This window comes from Sphingomonas sp. PP-CE-3G-477, from assembly GCF_003050745.1.
In the GTDB taxonomy this organism is placed as follows: Bacteria; Pseudomonadota; Alphaproteobacteria; order Sphingomonadales; family Sphingomonadaceae; genus Sphingomonas.
Genome location: NZ_QAOF01000002.1, coordinates 197351 through 212916, shown reverse-complemented (window position 1 = coordinate 212916; position 15566 = coordinate 197351). Strand labels below are relative to the sequence as shown.

The window sequence follows — 15566 nt, the reverse complement described above, 5'->3', positions numbered from 1 at the left end:
CATAGTAGCTGAACGCGGGCTTAGCGGCCGAGGTTGGTGAAGGCCAGCGTCAACAGGAAGCTGTTGCCCTTACGCGCGTCGCCGGTGTCGTTGTACGTCCGCCGCCATGTCGCGCCGAGACGCAGGCAATCGTCCTCATACTGCACGCCAAGACGATGGCGGATCGGCGTGAAGCCGTCGCTGCGGGACAGCGGATCCTCCGATGCGTTGGTAAGATCGACCACGCCAGAGCCGAACGCTGACCAGAACCGTGCGAACTGCACGCGCCCCGCAACGCGGACTTCCTCACGGTCGCGCAAATCCTCGATCGTAGGATCGATGTTGCGGTTGAGCTTGAGATAGCCGACCAGCACATAGGTGGCGCGCGATCCGATCGTCGCGTCGACCTCGTTGCGGCGGATCGCGAAGCCGTCCTTGTCGAGCCGGTAGCGGTGGACGATCGACACGAAGTCGCGGAACCGAAGCTCGCTGCGCCCGACGATGTCGGAGAACCGATCGCTGAGCCCGGTGCCGTCTGGCAGGATCGTCGGCCGCTTGTCGACACGATAGCTCTGGCCGACATTGGTGGTGAAGGTGATGCCCGGTAGGTCCAGCGCCCATTCGCCACCATAGGTGACGCGCGACGAATCCTCGAACCGATCATAGCCCGCGAAGCGGTTGAGCGAGAACAGGTTGGTGTCGTCGAGATCGACGGCGCGCGAATCCTCGTTCGGAAGCGATAGGTTGGCGACCTTCGGTGCCGCAACGAACTGCACCCGTGGCGTAAAGCGCTGGGTACCGCCCAGGAACGTACCGATGAACGGCCATTTCACATCGACCGCAGCCGCACCGATCGCGCGCTGGCGGAAGCCGCCGAACCCCTGATAGCTAGGGATCGAGGAACCGATCTCGTTGCTATTATACAGATCGCCGCGTGCGAACGCCGTGAACGTGACCTCCTGGCCCCAGTTCGTGAAGCGGCGCAGATCCCATTGCAGGCTCGCGAACGCGCGCTGCGTGTCCTGGCCATCGGTGCGGGTCAGCGCCAGCGTGTTCAGCTGGAGCTGGAACCGCCCGCCGACGAGGCCGTCGTCGAACCGCTTGCGATAATCGATCTGAGGCAGCGCGATCGGCTGGTCCCCCTGCTTGTCGTTGACGCGCAACGTCTGCGCGTACCAGCCGCTCAACGAGAAATAGCTACTGTCGTCGATCCGCTCCAGGCTCGCGGTGGTGCGCAACCGGTCGTCGCGCGAAATGTCGTAGCGGCGCAGGAACGTGCGGTCGGTCGTCAGGCGGAGCGACCCGCTCGCGGTCCAGTTCGGCGTCAACTGATAGCGCGCCATGCCGTCGATGTAGCCGCGAAACGCCATGCTGGTGTCGGTCGGGGTGGCGGTCGTCAGGTCGTCGCTGCGCCGGCTTTCGGTCGCGTAGGCGCGTACCTTGAACGCGCCTTTGGAATTGAGTGCGGAATAATCGACCTGCGCCATCGGCAGCACGCTGCTGTAGATATGCGGCGTGATGACCAGCCCCTGGTTCGGGGCAAGCTTCCAGTAATAGGGGACGCTGACTTCGACGCCGTTGACGCGGCTATAGCCTCCGTTAGGCGAGAGCAGGCCGCTATCGCTGCCGCCACCGACCGGGTTCGAGAATTCGGGCAGCGGAAGGCTCGGCAGGCCGAACAGGTGAAGCCGCGCGCCCTTGTAGAAGATGCGCTTGCGCTCGGGGCGATAGGTGACGCGGACCGCGGTGATCTTCCACGTCGGCTCCTTAGGGCAACCGGCGGTGTTGGTAACGCTGCACGGCGTGTAGGCCGCCGTCTTCAGATTGACGGTACCATCGGTTTCGCGCGTACCCTGCTCGGCCGCCAGGCGTCCGCCCTGTTCGAGCACGACGAGCATGTTGTCGACCACGCCGTCCTTCAGCGAATCGGTCAGGTTGATCTCGTCGCCGTACGCGATGTCGCCTTCGGGATTCGTGACCGCGATGTTGCCGGTCGCGACGACCTTGCCGGTCTTGCGGTTCCACACGACCTTGTCGGCGCGCAGCCGGCTGCCCTGGCGGAACATCCGGACTTCACCGGTCGCGGTGACGATATCGGTGTTGGTGTTGTATTCCAGCGCGGTCGAGCTGAACTGCACCTGGTCTTCGGCCGGCGTCGTTGGCGACGCATTGGCGACCGGCGCTTCGGGCACCGGTGGCGCGACCGGGCGGTTCTGGAAGTCCTGGGCCTGCGCAGGAGCAGCCGCGAGTCCGGTCGCCAGCGCGAGCGAAAGGGCGCAACCCGTCAAAAGGTCGATACGCAACACGATCCGAACCAACCCCTTTGGCACTGGGCAGCCGTTTGCCGCCATATCGCCCGCCTATCGCACCACCGGCGCTCCGCTGCAATCGCCGTGAGATGACAGGCCGCCACCTTGCTTTGCCAAGCCCGCGGCATCAACTTAGGGCCAAGCCCATCCTACCGTTCAAAGCTTCCCGAGGTTTCTTCATGCAGATCGTCTTCGCCCCGACCGTTCCCGCCAACGCCCCGATCCTCGCCGTCCCCGTTGCCAAGGACGGCGTGGCCAAGATCAAGTGGACCGCTATCGGTGGCGATGTCGAGCCGGTGGCGACCAGCGCAGCAGCTGCGGCACGCTTTGCAGGTGAAGCAGGCTCGGTCGTCGAGCTGTTCGTGCCGGTCGACGGCGCGGTTCGCCAGGTCCTGCTCGTCGGAGTCGGTGCCGGCGAGATCGCCGATTGGGAGAAGGCCGGCGGTGCGATCACCGCACGTCTGCTGACCTCGGGCGCAACGTCGGTAGTCGCCGACCTCTCGGCTGGTACCACGCCGACCGCCAAGGCCGCCGCACACTTCGCCGCTGCCGCCGCCCAGCGTGCATGGCGCTACGACACGTACCGCACCAAGCTCGCCGAAAAGTCGAAGCCGACGCTGACCGAGATCACCATTGCCGGCGCACCGGACGGCACCGATGCGGCCTGGAACGAGGCGGCCGCCGTCACCGAGGGTCTCGACCTGACGCGCTGGCTCGTCACGTCGCCGCCGAACGTCGTCTACCCCGAGAGCTTCGTCGAGAAGGTGACGAAGGACGTCGAGGGTCTCGGGCTCGAGATCACGGTGCTCGACGAGGCGCAGATGACCGAACTCGGCATGGGCTCGCTGCTCGGCGTCAGCCAGGGCTCGCGGCGTGAAGCGCGCATCCTCGCACTCAAGTGGAACGGGGCAGGGGCCGATGCGCCGACGCTCGCGTTCGTCGGCAAGGGCGTGACGTTCGATTCGGGCGGTATCTCGATCAAGCCCGGCGCGGGCATGGAAGACATGAAGTGGGACATGGGCGGCGCAGGCGCCGTCGCCGGCGCGATGAAGGCGCTCGCCAGCCGCAAGGCGAAGGCGAACGTCGTCGGCGTGATGGGCCTGGTCGAGAACATGCCCGACGGCGCCGCGCTGCGTCCGAGCGACGTCATCACCTCGATGTCGGGCCAGACGATCGAAGTGCTCAACACCGACGCCGAGGGTCGCCTCGTGCTCTGCGATTGCGTCACCTGGGTGCAGCAAGCGCACAAGCCGACCACGATCGTCGATCTCGCCACACTCACCGGCGCGATGATCGTCGCGCTCGGTACCGAGAATGGCGGCATCTTCGCCAACGACGACGCGCTCGCCGACCAGCTGATCGCGGCGGGCAAGACCACCGGCGACACGCTCTGGCGCTTCCCGCTGTCGCCCGCCTACGACAAGCTGATCGACTCGCCGATCGCCGACATGAAGAACGTCGGCCCCCGCGGCGCCGGCTCGATCACCGCCGCCCAGTTCATCAAGCGCTTCGTCGACGAGGGCGTGAAGTGGGCGCATCTCGACATCGCCGGCATGGTATGGTCCGACAAGCCGGGGACGAACCATGACAAGGGCGCTACGGGTTATGGCGTACGGTTGCTCGACCAGTTCGTAGCGGACAACTTCGAGGGTTGAACGCAAGAATTCCCCTCCCGCTTGCGGGAGGGGTTAGGGGAGGGGCCAACCGCGAGCGGTGTCGAGCGAGGCAAAGCCCTCCCCCGACCGCTCCCGCAAGCGAAAGGGGAGTAAGTATGCAGGTCGATTTCTACCACCTAACCAGCCCCCTCGACCGCGTCCTCCCGCGCATCGCCGAGCGCGTCGTCCAAACCGGCGGCCGCCTCCTCATCGTCGCCGAACCCGAAGAACAACGCGTCGGGCTCGACCGCCTACTCTGGTCCTACGCTCCCGAGAGCTTCCTCCCCCACGCCCAGTCCGGCAGCAACGACGACACCGCCCAACCCATTCTAATTGCTCAGAATATCCTAGAAACCGCTCCCGCCAACGCCGCTCGCAACGTCGCGGTGGTAGACGGTCGTTGGCGTGACCTTATCCTAACCTTTGACCGCGCCTTCCACATCTTCGACGACGAAGCCATCCGCGAAGCCCGCCTCGCCTGGAAAGCCCTCGCCGACCGCGACGACGTCGAACGCCGCTACTGGAAGCAGAACGACTCCGGCCGCTGGGAGCAGGCGGCATAACCGTTGCTTTACCGCCGTCCCCCGCCTAAGCGCCGCGCATCCAACTACCGTCAACACAGGAGCCCGTGACCATCATGGCCGCGAACCGTACCTTTTCGATCATCAAGCCCGACGCAACCCGCCGCAACCTGACCGGTGCGGTCACCAAGATGCTCGAGGAAGCCGGCCTGCGCGTCGTCGCCTCGAAGCGCATCCAGATGACCCGCGAGCAGGCCGAAGGCTTCTACGCGGTCCACAAGGAGCGTCCGTTCTTCGGTGAGCTCGTCTCGTTCATGATCTCCGGCCCGGTCGTCGTCCAGGTTCTCGAAGGCGAGAACGCGATGCAGCGCAACCGCGACATCATGGGCGCCACCAACCCCGCCAACGCAGAGCCCGGCACGATCCGCAAGGAACTCGCCGAGTCGATCGAAGCCAACTCGGTCCACGGGTCGGATTCGGACGAGAACGCCGAGATCGAGATCGCCTATTTCTTCAAGCCCGAAGAAATCGTCGGCTGATGACCTGGCGGCTGCGACGGGCCGAGCCGGGCGACGCGCCCGCGCTATCGCTCGTCGCATCCGCCACGTTTCTCGATACCTATGCGACCGTGCTGACGGGGGCGGATATCGTCGCCCACTGCACGACGAAGAACAGCATCGCCACGTTCGAGACGTGGCTGGCCGATCCCGCGACGATCGTCACGCTCGCCGAGCACGAGCCAGGCCACGCGCCGATCGGCTACACGGTGCTCACGGCACCCGATTTCCCGATCGAACCCGGCCCCGCGGACATCGAACTCCGCCGCATCTATCTGCTGAAACAAGCCCAAGGCTCAGGCCTAGGCGCCGCCCTGATGGCTAGCGCCCTAGAAGACGCCACTGCGGCAGGCCGGACCCGAGTCCTGCTAGGCGTATGGGACCAAAACACCCGCGCCCGAGCCTTCTACGAACGCCAAGGCTTCAAGGTGATCGGCACCCGCCAGTTCACGGTCGGCACCACCCTCCACGACGACCCGGTCTATGCCAAGGCGGTCTGAGTCTTCCCGGCGAAAGCTCCGCACTGCACAGCACCACTACCACCCCGGCGAAGGCCGGGGCCCAATTGGAAAGGTCGCAGTAACGGAACGCTGCCGTCCGTTAGCAACGTTCCCCAATTGGACCCCGGCCTCCGCCGGGGTGGTGCCGTTTAGCGGTACGCGACTTACGTCGCCGGCTTCTCTTTCGCCCAGATCGCATCGAGTCGCGCCTGATCGCCGCCAAGCTGGCGAACTCGCAGTCCCTCAAGCTTGAACGAGCGACCCAGTATCCGGCGGCCATGCGTCTTCCAGATCACATCGTAGATCCCGCTCGCCGACCGCGTAGTGTCCCCATCGAAATACTGCACACTGACCAGCACCGGCAGCCGCCCCGCGCGATCGTCCGAGCCGCCGTCGGTCAGCTTCAGCATCGGCGCCGAGACCCAGGATGCGTCAATGATCGGCTCGGCCGGCGGCCGCTGCGGCGATATGCCCAGCGCGCGCGGGAACGTGATCGTCACGTCCTGAAGGTCATGCCGCGCATCCTTCAGCAACAGCGTGCTGCCGCCATCCTGCACGATCGCCGACAGATCGATCCGCGACCGCTCGCGCGCGGCACTCGACTGCGCGGCGATCTTGTCCGCCTCGTTCGCGCGGTGATCTGACCAGTTGGTCCACAGCGTCAGCGCGGCAATGAGCACGCCCGCGACCGCGACGACCTCGGCTAGCGTCACCCAGCGCCGCCGCGTGGCTGCAGCCTCGCGGCGTTCGGTCGGAGTCTCGGTACTCATCGCCCGCCGGCTTCCAGCAAACGGGCAGGAGCCGCCAGTTCCCAGCTCCGCGCGATCCGATCCTCGACCAGCGCCCAGTCGGGATCGTCGGCAACATTCATCCCGACCCAACCAGTCGCGCCAAGATACGCCGGCCGCGAATACACGGCTGGGTTCGCCTCGACGAGCGTCTCCTGTTCATCGGTGCCGCTGGTCTTCACGCACACCATGGTCAATCCATCGCCGTGATGATCCGCCCGGAACTGCGCGAACTGCCTCTCGGCCACGAAGAAAGTCGGCTGGCAATGCGACACCTTCTCCTCGGTCTCGGGCAAGGCAAGCGCCGCCGCACGAACGCGGTCGAGGGGGGACAGATCGGTCATCGCGTCACGAACTCCGCCAAGGTTTTCGGGTACAAAGCATGTTCCGCCACCAGCACGCGATCCGCAAGCGCGTCCGCATCGTCGCCGGGAAGGATCGGCACCTCGGCCTGACCCAGCACGACACCGCCATCGAGCTCCTCGGTTACGACATGCACCGAACATCCGCCGACCGCATCGCCTGCCGCGATCGCCCGCGCGTGCGTGTCGAGGCCCTTGTACTTGGGCAGCAGCGACGGATGGATGTTGACGATCCGATCCCGCCACGCCGCGACGAACCCGTCCGACAGCAGCCGCATATAGCCGGCCAGCGCAACGACCTCGACGCCAGCCTCGCGCAACGCTGCATCGATAGCTGCCTCGTACGCAGGCTTGCCCAACCCCTTGGGCGAAAGCGCGAACGTCGCCACACCCTCGGACCGCGCCCAGTCCAGCCCGGCCGCGTCCGGCTTGTCCGACGCGACCAAGGCTACCTCATACGGACAGTCCGCCGCACGCGATGCGCCGATGAGCGCCATCATGTTCGATCCGCGCCCGGAAATCAGCACGCCGACGCGCGTCTTGTCAGCCATGCGTCGCGGTCCAGTCCTCGCGCGCACTCCACGTGCCGGCCGACCCGCGGACCGTACAGCCATGCGACCCGGTCTCGATCCGCCCGATCGTGAACGCCGTTTCGTCCGCCGCCTCCAGCGCCGCGGTCACCGCCTCGGCCTCGTCGGCGCCGACGATCACGACCATGCCGATCCCGCAGTTGAACGTCCGCGCCATCTCCTCCGGCTCGATCGCGCCCTGCGCCTGCAGGAACGCCATCAACCGCGACTGCTCCCACGCATCCGCATCGACCACCGCATGCACGCCCTCGGGGAGCACACGCGGAATGTTCTCGAGCAGGCCGCCGCCGGTTATGTGCGCCAGTCCCTTGATTCGCCGCTCGCGCAGCAACGGCAGCAGGCTGGCGACGTAGATGCGAGTCGGCGCCATCAAATGATCGATCAGCAACTTGTCCTGGTCGAACAGCGCCGGGCGATCGAGCTTCCAGCCGCGATCGTTCGCCAGCCGGCGAACCAGCGAGAACCCGTTCGAATGCACGCCCGACGACGCGAGCCCGAGCATCACGTCGCCCGCCGCGATCTTGCGCCCGGTCAGCACGTTGGTCCGCTCGACCGCGCCGACGCAGAACCCCGCGAGGTCGTAGTCGCCATCCGCATACATGCCCGGCATCTCGGCAGTCTCGCCACCGATCAGCGCGCAGCCCGCGGTCTTGCACCCTTCCGCAATCGAGGCGACGACGCGCTCGGCGACCGCCGCATCGAGCTTCCCGCTCGCGTAATAATCGAGGAAGAACAGCGGCTCGGCGCCCTGCACGATCAAGTCGTTGACGCACATCGCGACGAGGTCGACGCCGACGCCTTCATGACGGTCCCACTCGATCGCCAGCTTCAGCTTGGTCCCGACGCCGTCGTTTGCCGCGACCAGCAAAGGATCGACGAACCCTGCCGCCTTGAGGTCGAACATCCCGCCAAAGCCACCAAGATCGGCATCCGCCCCCGGCCTACGCGTCGAGCGCGCGAGCGGGGCGATAGCCCGCACCAGCGCATTGCCCGCGGCGATCGAAACGCCGGCCTGAGCGTAGGTGTAGGGGCCCGAAGCGGGAGCGGCGGAGTCTGGCGTATCGGTCATGATCGGTGCTGCTAGCCACATCGCGCTTGGATTTCCACGTCTGCTTCGCCAAAAGGCCCGCGTGACGCGTATCAAAGCCCTTCCTGCCGCCCTCGCCGGCGCTGCCCTGCTATTGAGCGGCGGCACAGTGCTCGCGCAGATCGAAGGCGGTAGCCGAGGCGCAGCCCCGGTCGACAGCGGCAGCGCATACGAGGTGAGTGGCGTCACCGTCGACGTCGCGGGCAAGACCGCCGACGCCGCGCGCTATGGCGGCTGGCGGCTCGCACAGCGCAAAGCCTGGGTCCAATTGTCGAACCGGCTCGGTGGCGGAGGCGGTCTCGTCTCCGATGGCACGCTCGATTCGCTGGTCTCCGGCATCGTCGTCGAGAACGAACAGATCGGCCCGCAGCGCTACATCGCCAAGCTCGGCGTGCTGTTCGATCGCGGCCGCGCCGGATCGATCCTCGGCATCTCGACCTATGCCGATCGTTCGCAGCCGATGCTCGTCATCCCCGTCCAATATTCGGGCGGCGTCGGCCAGGCGTTCGAGCAGAGCACGCAGTGGCAGCAGGCCTGGGCGCGCTATCGCACCGGCAACAGCAGCATCGACTATGTCCGCCCGTCCGGCTCCGGCCCCGATGCGCTCCTGCTCAACGTCGGCCAGACGCAGCGCCCCGGCCGCGGCTGGTGGCGGACGATCCTCGACCAATATGGCGCGAGTGACGTGCTCACCCCGGTCGTGAAGCTCTATCGCCAATGGCCCGGCGGCCCGGTGATCGGCGTGTTCGAAGCGCGCCACGGCCCCGACAACGACCTGATCGGCAGCTTCACGCTGCGGGTCGGGACGCCCGACGGCATCGCGCAGCTACTCGACACCGGCGTGAAGCGGATCGACGACCTGTATCAGCAGGCACGTCGTAACGGCTCGCTCCGCGTCGACTACAGCCTCTCGCCACCGCCGCCGCCCGAAGCCGCGGTGATCGACGACCTGCCAACCGACGAGACCGCGGACGCCAACACCGCCGCCCTGACGGGTGGCGCCGGCATCTCGATCATCGTCCAGTTCGACACGCCCGCGGCAGTAAACGTCTCCTCGACCGAAGCCGCACTCCGCGCGATTCCCGGCGTTCGTTCCGCCGCGACTACCAGTCTCGCGCTCGGCGGCGTCTCGCTGATGCGCGTCGCGTACGATGGCGACCCCGCCGCGCTGAAGACCGCGCTCGAAGCCCGCGGCTACCAGGTATTCGGCTTCGGCCAGACGATCCGGATCCGCCGGGTCGCCCAACTTCTTCCGCCGGACTTGCCCGCGGACAATGCGACGACAGGGTGAGCGCGACCAAGATGACTCAAATTGCGCTGCCACTCGGGTGGCCGGCGGACCCTCGCGACGACGCCTTCCTCGTTACCCCCTCCAACTCGCGCGCCGTCCATACGCTGGAGCATACGGCCACTTGGCCCGTCATGACCGCCATCCTCACCGGCCCGCGCAAATCGGGCCGCAGCCTGCTCGCGCGGATCTTCGCGGCGAAGAGCGGCGGCACGATCATCGACGATGCCGAGCGCGTGCCCGAGGCGCAGCTGTTCCACGCCTGGAACCGCGCGCAGGAGGAGCACAGACCGCTGCTGATCGTCGCCGACGCTGCGCCGCCCGAATGGAAGGTGAAGCTCCCCGACCTCCGCTCGCGCCTCGCCGCCAGCCCGATCGCGGCGATCGGCGCGCCCGACGACGAGCTCATGCGGCTGTTGCTCGCGCATTTGTTCGAGCGCCGCAGCCTCGATGCACGGCCCGATCTGATCGACTGGCTCGCGACCAGAATCGAGCGCAGTCATATTACCGTAACGCGAACCGTCGATGCGCTCGATCAGGAGGCGATGGAACGTCGCAAGCGCTTGTCCATTCCTCTTGCACGAACCACACTCACCGAGGCCGGGCTGATCCTTCGGCCGCAACTCGCTCTCGACCTTCCGCTCTTCACGCCACCATAAGCCCCCAAGAGGCCCGATGAACCGTCCAGCCCATATCGTCCGCCAATCGGAAGACGACGACGATCCCATCGGCGCAGAGCCGAACGACCGGTTTTTCAACCGTGAGCTCTCCTGGCTCGCGTTCAACCGCCGTGTGCTGGAGGAGGCGTGCAACCCGGCGCATCCGCTGCTTGAGCGGCTTCGGTTCCTGTCGATCTCGGGGTCCAACCTAGACGAGTTCTTCATGGTCCGCGTCGCCGGCTTGAAGGGGCAGCAGACGCAGGACGTCGATCGACGGTCCGCCGACGGCCTCACCGCGGGCCAGCAGCTGACCGCGATCGTCCGCGAGGCGGACGAACTGATGGCCAGCCAGCAGGCGGTATGGGGCGACCTGCGCGTGCTGCTCGACGAGGCCGGGCTGTTCGTCCTCCGGCGCGAGGCGGTCGAGGGCGAGGCCGACGAGTGGCTCGAAACGCATTTCCGCGATCAGATCTTCCCGATCCTGACCCCGCAGGCGCTCGACCCCGCACATCCGTTCCCGTTCATCCCCAACCGCGGCTTGTCGGTCATCTTCGACCTCGTCCGCCGCTCGGACAACGAGCCGGTCCGCGAGCTGGTCATGCTCCCGCACACGATGACGCGCTTCGTCCGCCTTCCGGGTGAGCCCGCGCGCTACATCTCGATCGAATCAATCCTGAAGCGGTTCGCGCCGGTCCTCTTCCCCGGCTACGAAGTCCTCGCCGCTGCCAGCTTCCGCGTCCTGCGAGACAGCGACATGGAGATCGAGGAAGAGGCCGAGGACCTCGTCCGCTACTTCGCCAACGCGATCAAGCGTCGTCGCCGTGGCCGCGTGATCCGCCTGGAACTCGAAACCGGCATTCCCGACGTGCTCGCCGCAGTCCTCAAGGACGAGCTGGGCGGTGCGGACGCGATCATCACCGAGAGCGGCAACCTGCTCGGCATCGTCGATCTCGACGGGCTGGTCGACGAAGATCGCCCAGACCTGAAGTTCCCGCCCTTCACGCCACGCTTCCCCGAGCGGATCCGCGAATTCGGTGGCGATTGCTTTGCGGCGATCAAGGCCAAGGACATCGTCGTCCACCACCCGTACGAGACGTTCGAAGTGGTGCTCGCCTTCCTCAAGCAGGCGGCGAACGATCCCGACGTGGTGGCGATCAAGCAGACGCTCTACCGCGCCGGCAAGCAGCCTGCGGTCATCAACGCACTGATCACCGCGGCCGAGGCGGGCAAGTCCGTCACCGCGGTCGTCGAGCTGAAGGCACGGTTCGACGAAGAGCAGAACATGGTCTGGGCCTCCGCGCTGGAGCGCGCGGGCGTGCAGGTCGTATACGGCTTCATCGATTGGAAGACGCACGCCAAGGTTTCGCTGGTCGTCCGCCGCGAGGGTCAGGCATTCCGCACCTACTGCCACTTCGGCACGGGCAATTATCACCCGGTCACCGCCAAGATCTACACCGACCTCAGCTTCTTCACGGCGGACGCCGCGGTCGGACGCGATGCAGCGCAGATGTTCAACTACATCACCGGGTATGTCGAACCGACCGACATGGCGCGCGTCAGCCTTAGCCCGCGCGATCTCCGCCAGAACTTGATGAACCTGATCGACGTCGAGATCGCCAACGCGCGCGCCGGCAAGCCCGCCGGCGTCTGGGCGAAGATGAACTCGCTGGTCGACCCTGCGGTGATCGAGAAGCTGTACGAGGCGAGCGGTGCGGGGGTCGAGATCGACCTCATCATCCGCGGGATCTGCTGCCTGCGCCCCGGGGTACCCGGCCTGTCCGAGACGATCCGGGTGAAGTCGGTGATCGGCCGGTTCCTCGAACACAGCCGTATCTGGGCGTTCGGCAACGGCAAGGCACTGCCCAATGACGGCGCCAAGCTGTTCATCTCGTCGGCCGACTGGATGCCGCGGAATTTCGACCGCCGCGTCGAGTACATGCTGCCGATCCTCAATCCGACCGTCCACGACCAGATCCTCGATCAGGTGATGGTCGCGAACCTGATCGACAACGAGCAGAGTTGGGAGCTAGGCCCCGACGGCGAATATAGCCGCGTCGATCCCGGCGACCGCCCGTTCAACCTGCATCGGTATTTCATGACGAATCCTTCGCTCTCCGGTCGCGGCGCCTCGCTCGCGACCAGCAATGCCGTGCCGACGCTGTCGCTCCGTCGAAAACGATGAGCGTCACCAATATCCTGTTCGGCAATTCCCCATCCAAGGCCGAGACTGACGATCACCCGCGCACCGGGATCATCGATATCGGCTCGAACTCGATCCGTCTGGTGGTGTATCAAGGGCCGCCGCGGCTCCCCGCGATCCGGTTCAACGAGAAGGTCCTGGCGGGGCTCGGGCGCGGGCTCGCCGCCACCGGCGCGATCGAGAAATCCGCGCTGAAGACGGCACGCGTCGCGCTGGCACGGTTCGCGGCGGTGGCGAAAGAAATGGAATGCTCGACGCTTCGCACGGTCGCGACCGCGGCGGTACGCGATGCGAAGAACGGCGGCGAACTCATAGCCGCGGCTGAACAGCTCGGCCTTACCGTCGAAACGCTGTCGGGCGAGCAGGAAGCCAGCGCGGCTGGCTACGGTGTCTTGTCCGCCATCCCCGAAGCAGATGGCATCGTTGGCGATCTCGGCGGCGGCAGTCTCGAACTCGTCCGCGTCCGCCGCGGCAAGATCGAGGACCGCGTCTCGTTCCCGCTCGGCGTTCTCCGCATCGGCCCGATCCGGGCCAAGCGCGGCAAGGTCCTCGCCCGCTACGTGGCGCGCCTGGTGCGTGAGGCGGGCTGGACCGCGAAGGGGCAGGGGCTTCCGCTATATCTGGTCGGCGGATCGTGGCGCGCGCTGGCACGGCTCGACATGGAACTGTCGGACTACCCGCTGCCCATCATCCACCAATATTCGATGACCGCGGCGACTATCACGCGGCTCAGCCGGACGATCCCGCAACTGTCCAAGCCGCGCCTTAAGGCGATTCCTGGGCTGTCGTCGGGCCGCACGGCAACGCTCGCCGATGCTGCGGCATTGCTCGGTGTGCTGATGCGACAGCTCGGCAGCCGGACGACGATCGTGTCCGCCTATGGCCTGCGCGAAGGCCTTCTCTACGAAGACCTGAAACCCGCAGACCGAACGCTCGATCCGTTGATCGTCGCCGCACGCGAGGAGGGACGCCTGCTCGGCCGCTTCCCCGAGCATGGCGATCTCCTCGCCCGCTGGATCGCACCGCTGTTCACCACCGAGCCACTCGCGATGGCCCGCATCCGGCACACCGCGTGCCTGCTCGCCGACGTAGGTTGGCGCGCCAACCCCGAGTTCCGCGCCGAACGCGGCGTCGAGGTCGCGTTGCACGGCAACTGGGTCGCGATCGACGCACCGGGTCGCGGGATGCTGGCGCAGGCGCTCTACACGAGCCTAGGCGGCGATCTGGCGGCGGCAGACCCCGTAGGGCGGCTGGCGACCCCGGCCGCGCTGAAGAGTGCTACGGTCTGGGGCATGGCGATGAGGCTAGGCCAGAGGATGAGCGGGGGCCTAGCCGGGCCATTGAAGCGCTCGCGTCTCGCCGACGACGGCGTATCGCTCACGCTGACGCTGCGTCCGGACGATCGCGGCCTATACGGCGAGGCGGTAGAACGTCGCCATACCGCTCTGGCGACCGCTTTAGGCCGCAAACCCTTGCTCGCTATCGCTTAAGTCCTTCCCTCGTAGGGAAGGACTTAAGCGATCAGGCGCAGGTAAGACGCTCAATCCGACCCTTCGAATCGACGTACACATTCAGCCGGTCAGCCCGGAAATCCATTGTCACCGCGGTATTGGGAGCGATCCACCGAAGCGTGCGCGCGCCCGACCGAGTCTGCATCACGTCGGCCCGAGCATCGCTTGCCCGCTTGCCGACCAGGTCTCCCAGCGAGTCGGCATTGCAGGCCGCCGCAGCCGGCGGAGCAACAGGCGTTTCGCCGCGCATCTCGACCGGCGTACACGCCGTTGAGGCCAACAAGGCTGCGACCAGAACGATCCTCATGCGGCATCCTCCGTACGCGTCATCTTGAGCTTCCCGCCGATGACCGCAAACGCCAGCCGCCCCTCGACCAGATCGAGCGCGTCGCGGCCGAACTGATCGAACCGCCAGCCTTCGAGCATCGGCAGCCCGGTGCGAACGCCAGCCGCCAGAGCCTCGAGTTCATCGGTGCGTGCAAGCAATTTCGATGCGACGTCAATGTCTCGCGAGCGGATCTTCAGCAGCAGCTTGAGGAGATCCGCGACGAGCGAGCCCTCCTTGCCAAGCCCCGGCTTGCGATCGTCGCGCGGCGGCAGTTCGTCGTCGCCGAGCGGCTGCGCGCCCTCGATCGCCGCCATCAGGCGGCCACCGATGTCGTTGCCGGCCCAGGTCGCCGAAAGCCCACGCACCCGTGCAAGGTCCGCCTGCTTCTTGGGCGGATGCCCCGCCATGTCGCCCAGCGTCTCGTCCTTGACGATCCGGCCGCGCGGCAGGTCCTTTGCCTGCGCCTCCAACTCACGCCACCGCGCGAGTGCCTTCAACCGCCCCAGTACATCAGGCTTGCGCCCCGAAATTCGCACGCGCTTCCAAGCCAGATCGGGATCGTTCGCATAATTGGCGGTATCGCCGAGCCGCTCCATCTCCTGATCGAGCCAAACGCCGCGTCCGGTTTTCCGCAACCGCTCCAGCATCTTCGGGAAGATCTTCGACAGATGCGTGACGTCGCCGATCGCATATTCGATCTGCCGCGCATCAAGCGGCCGGCGCGCCCAATCGGTGAACCGCGCGCCCTTGTCGACCGCGATGCCGAGCCAGCTGTCGACCAGGTTCGAATAGCCGATCTGCTCGCCCTGTCCGAGCGCCATCGCCGCCACCTGCGTGTCGAACAGTGGGAAGGGCGTCTTGCCGGTGAGGTTGTAGACGATTTCGATGTCCTGCCCGCCAGCATGGACGACCTTCAGAACGTCGTGATTCTCGACCAGCAGGTCGAGCAGCGGCTTGAGGTCTATCCCTGGCGCCATCGGGTCGATCGCTGCGGCTTCCTTGTCGTCGGCGATCTGGATCAGGCAGAGCTCCGGGTAATAGGTGCTCTCGCGCATGAATTCGGTGTCGACGCACACATAGTCGGCGTCGGCCATGCGCGCGCACAGATTGGCGAGCGTGGCACTGTCGGAGATAAGCGGGTGGATATGCATCGCCCGTCCATAGCGAGCCTCGTTCGGGTTGACAAAGCCCGGAAGGGAAGGGAAGCGCGGACCACCTGTTTATCGTCCGAG

15 protein-coding genes are annotated in these 15566 nt (G+C 66.3%); 8 read left to right on the top strand and 7 right to left on the bottom strand.

Annotation, left to right across the window (positions count from 1 at the left end; translation table 11 throughout):
- Positions 1–20 precede the first annotated feature (20 nt).
- Positions 21–2285: an LPS-assembly protein LptD gene (locus C8J45_RS06295; protein WP_374956426.1), complete on the bottom strand. Its 2265-nt coding sequence runs from the start codon at positions 2283–2285 to the stop codon at positions 21–23.
- Positions 2286–2467: 182 nt separating this feature from the next.
- On the opposite strand from C8J45_RS06295, the gene C8J45_RS06290 reads away from it, so the two are divergent.
- The 4 genes from C8J45_RS06290 to C8J45_RS06275 all read left to right on the top strand — a co-directional run bounded on the left by C8J45_RS06290 (position 2468) and on the right by C8J45_RS06275 (position 5521).
- Positions 2468–3943, top strand: a complete 1476-nt coding sequence (locus C8J45_RS06290; protein WP_107962428.1) for a leucyl aminopeptidase — start codon at positions 2468–2470, stop codon at positions 3941–3943.
- Between the two features lie 116 nt (positions 3944–4059).
- Positions 4060–4506 carry a DNA polymerase III subunit chi gene (locus tag C8J45_RS06285; protein ID WP_107962427.1) on the top strand — a complete coding sequence of 149 codons (447 nt, stop codon included), beginning with the start codon at positions 4060–4062 and terminating at the stop codon, positions 4504–4506.
- A 74-nt stretch (positions 4507–4580) separates the two neighbouring features.
- Positions 4581–5003, top strand: a complete 423-nt coding sequence (ndk, locus tag C8J45_RS06280; RefSeq protein ID WP_031393391.1) for a nucleoside-diphosphate kinase — start codon at positions 4581–4583, stop codon at positions 5001–5003.
- Positions 5003–5521: a GNAT family N-acetyltransferase gene (locus C8J45_RS06275; RefSeq protein WP_107962426.1), complete on the top strand. Its 519-nt coding sequence runs from the start codon at positions 5003–5005 to the stop codon at positions 5519–5521. The genes ndk and C8J45_RS06275 overlap by 1 nt, the downstream gene beginning before the upstream one ends.
- 164 nt (positions 5522–5685) lie before the next feature.
- On the opposite strand, the gene C8J45_RS06270 is transcribed toward C8J45_RS06275, so the two are convergent.
- From C8J45_RS06270 to purM, 4 genes are read right to left on the bottom strand one after another with little or no spacing between them, the layout of a single operon-like run.
- Positions 5686–6291: a hypothetical protein gene (locus C8J45_RS06270; RefSeq protein ID WP_107962425.1), complete on the bottom strand. Its 606-nt coding sequence runs from the start codon at positions 6289–6291 to the stop codon at positions 5686–5688.
- A complete protein-coding gene (locus C8J45_RS06265) occupies positions 6288–6653 on the bottom strand; it encodes an MmcQ/YjbR family DNA-binding protein (protein ID WP_107962424.1) in 366 nt (121 codons plus the stop codon). Before C8J45_RS06265 ends, C8J45_RS06270 begins: the two co-directional genes overlap by 4 nt.
- The gene (gene purN / locus C8J45_RS06260) at positions 6650–7222 is read right to left on the bottom strand and encodes a phosphoribosylglycinamide formyltransferase (protein ID WP_107962423.1); all 573 of its coding nucleotides are present in this window, start codon (positions 7220–7222) and stop codon (positions 6650–6652) included. The genes C8J45_RS06265 and purN overlap by 4 nt, the downstream gene beginning before the upstream one ends.
- On the bottom strand, positions 7215–8330 hold the full coding sequence (purM, locus tag C8J45_RS06255; RefSeq protein WP_107962621.1) for a phosphoribosylformylglycinamidine cyclo-ligase: 1116 nt from the start codon (positions 8328–8330) through the stop codon (positions 7215–7217). The genes purN and purM overlap by 8 nt, the downstream gene beginning before the upstream one ends.
- Here purM and C8J45_RS06250 point away from each other — a divergent pair.
- The 4 genes from C8J45_RS06250 to C8J45_RS06235 are packed head-to-tail and all read left to right on the top strand — an operon-like array spanning position 8329 to position 13985.
- On the top strand, positions 8329–9639 hold the full coding sequence (locus C8J45_RS06250; RefSeq protein ID WP_374956425.1) for a heavy-metal-associated domain-containing protein: 1311 nt from the start codon (positions 8329–8331) through the stop codon (positions 9637–9639). The genes purM and C8J45_RS06250 overlap by 2 nt on opposite strands.
- 11 nt (positions 9640–9650) lie before the next feature.
- The gene (locus tag C8J45_RS06245; protein ID WP_056050416.1) at positions 9651–10295 is read left to right on the top strand and encodes a DnaA ATPase domain-containing protein; all 645 of its coding nucleotides are present in this window, start codon (positions 9651–9653) and stop codon (positions 10293–10295) included.
- Between the two features lie 16 nt (positions 10296–10311).
- Positions 10312–12477: an RNA degradosome polyphosphate kinase gene (locus C8J45_RS06240; RefSeq protein ID WP_056481892.1), complete on the top strand. Its 2166-nt coding sequence runs from the start codon at positions 10312–10314 to the stop codon at positions 12475–12477.
- Positions 12474–13985 (top strand): Ppx/GppA family phosphatase, encoded by a 1512-nt coding sequence (locus C8J45_RS06235; protein WP_107962421.1) that lies wholly within the window; start codon positions 12474–12476, stop codon positions 13983–13985. Before C8J45_RS06240 ends, C8J45_RS06235 begins: the two co-directional genes overlap by 4 nt.
- 31 nt (positions 13986–14016) lie before the next feature.
- Here the strand turns inward: C8J45_RS06235 and C8J45_RS06230 are convergent, their stop codons facing one another.
- Together C8J45_RS06230 and rnd are read right to left on the bottom strand one after the other, a co-directional pair.
- A complete protein-coding gene (locus tag C8J45_RS06230; RefSeq protein WP_107962420.1) occupies positions 14017–14313 on the bottom strand; it encodes an I78 family peptidase inhibitor in 297 nt (98 codons plus the stop codon).
- Positions 14310–15485, bottom strand: coding sequence for a ribonuclease D (gene rnd / locus C8J45_RS06225; RefSeq protein WP_056048878.1), 1176 nt, complete (start codon positions 15483–15485; stop codon positions 14310–14312). The genes C8J45_RS06230 and rnd overlap by 4 nt, the downstream gene beginning before the upstream one ends.
- Positions 15486–15566 lie beyond the last annotated feature (81 nt).

Bases quoted from the DNA above. Each gene is read 5' to 3' on its own strand.
- C8J45_RS06265 (WP_107962424.1), bottom strand. From the start codon at position 6,653: ATGACCGATCTGTCCCCCCTCGACCGCGTTCGTGCGGCGGCGCTTGCC.
- C8J45_RS06285 (WP_107962427.1), top strand. From the start codon at position 4,060: ATGCAGGTCGATTTCTACCACCTAACCAGCCCCCTCGACCGCGTCCTC.
- C8J45_RS06270 (WP_107962425.1), bottom strand. From the start codon at position 6,291: ATGAGTACCGAGACTCCGACCGAACGCCGCGAGGCTGCAGCCACGCGG.
- purN (WP_107962423.1), bottom strand. From the start codon at position 7,222: ATGGCTGACAAGACGCGCGTCGGCGTGCTGATTTCCGGGCGCGGATCG.
- C8J45_RS06245 (WP_056050416.1), top strand. From the start codon at position 9,651: ATGACTCAAATTGCGCTGCCACTCGGGTGGCCGGCGGACCCTCGCGAC.
- C8J45_RS06235 (WP_107962421.1), top strand. From the start codon at position 12,474: ATGAGCGTCACCAATATCCTGTTCGGCAATTCCCCATCCAAGGCCGAG.
- C8J45_RS06240 (WP_056481892.1), top strand. From the start codon at position 10,312: ATGAACCGTCCAGCCCATATCGTCCGCCAATCGGAAGACGACGACGAT.
- purM (WP_107962621.1), bottom strand. From the start codon at position 8,330: ATGACCGATACGCCAGACTCCGCCGCTCCCGCTTCGGGCCCCTACACC.
- C8J45_RS06290 (WP_107962428.1), top strand. From the start codon at position 2,468: ATGCAGATCGTCTTCGCCCCGACCGTTCCCGCCAACGCCCCGATCCTC.
- C8J45_RS06275 (WP_107962426.1), top strand. From the start codon at position 5,003: ATGACCTGGCGGCTGCGACGGGCCGAGCCGGGCGACGCGCCCGCGCTA.
- ndk (WP_031393391.1), top strand. From the start codon at position 4,581: ATGGCCGCGAACCGTACCTTTTCGATCATCAAGCCCGACGCAACCCGC.
- C8J45_RS06230 (WP_107962420.1), bottom strand. From the start codon at position 14,313: ATGAGGATCGTTCTGGTCGCAGCCTTGTTGGCCTCAACGGCGTGTACG.
- C8J45_RS06250 (WP_374956425.1), top strand. From the start codon at position 8,329: ATGATCGGTGCTGCTAGCCACATCGCGCTTGGATTTCCACGTCTGCTT.
- rnd (WP_056048878.1), bottom strand. From the start codon at position 15,485: ATGCATATCCACCCGCTTATCTCCGACAGTGCCACGCTCGCCAATCTG.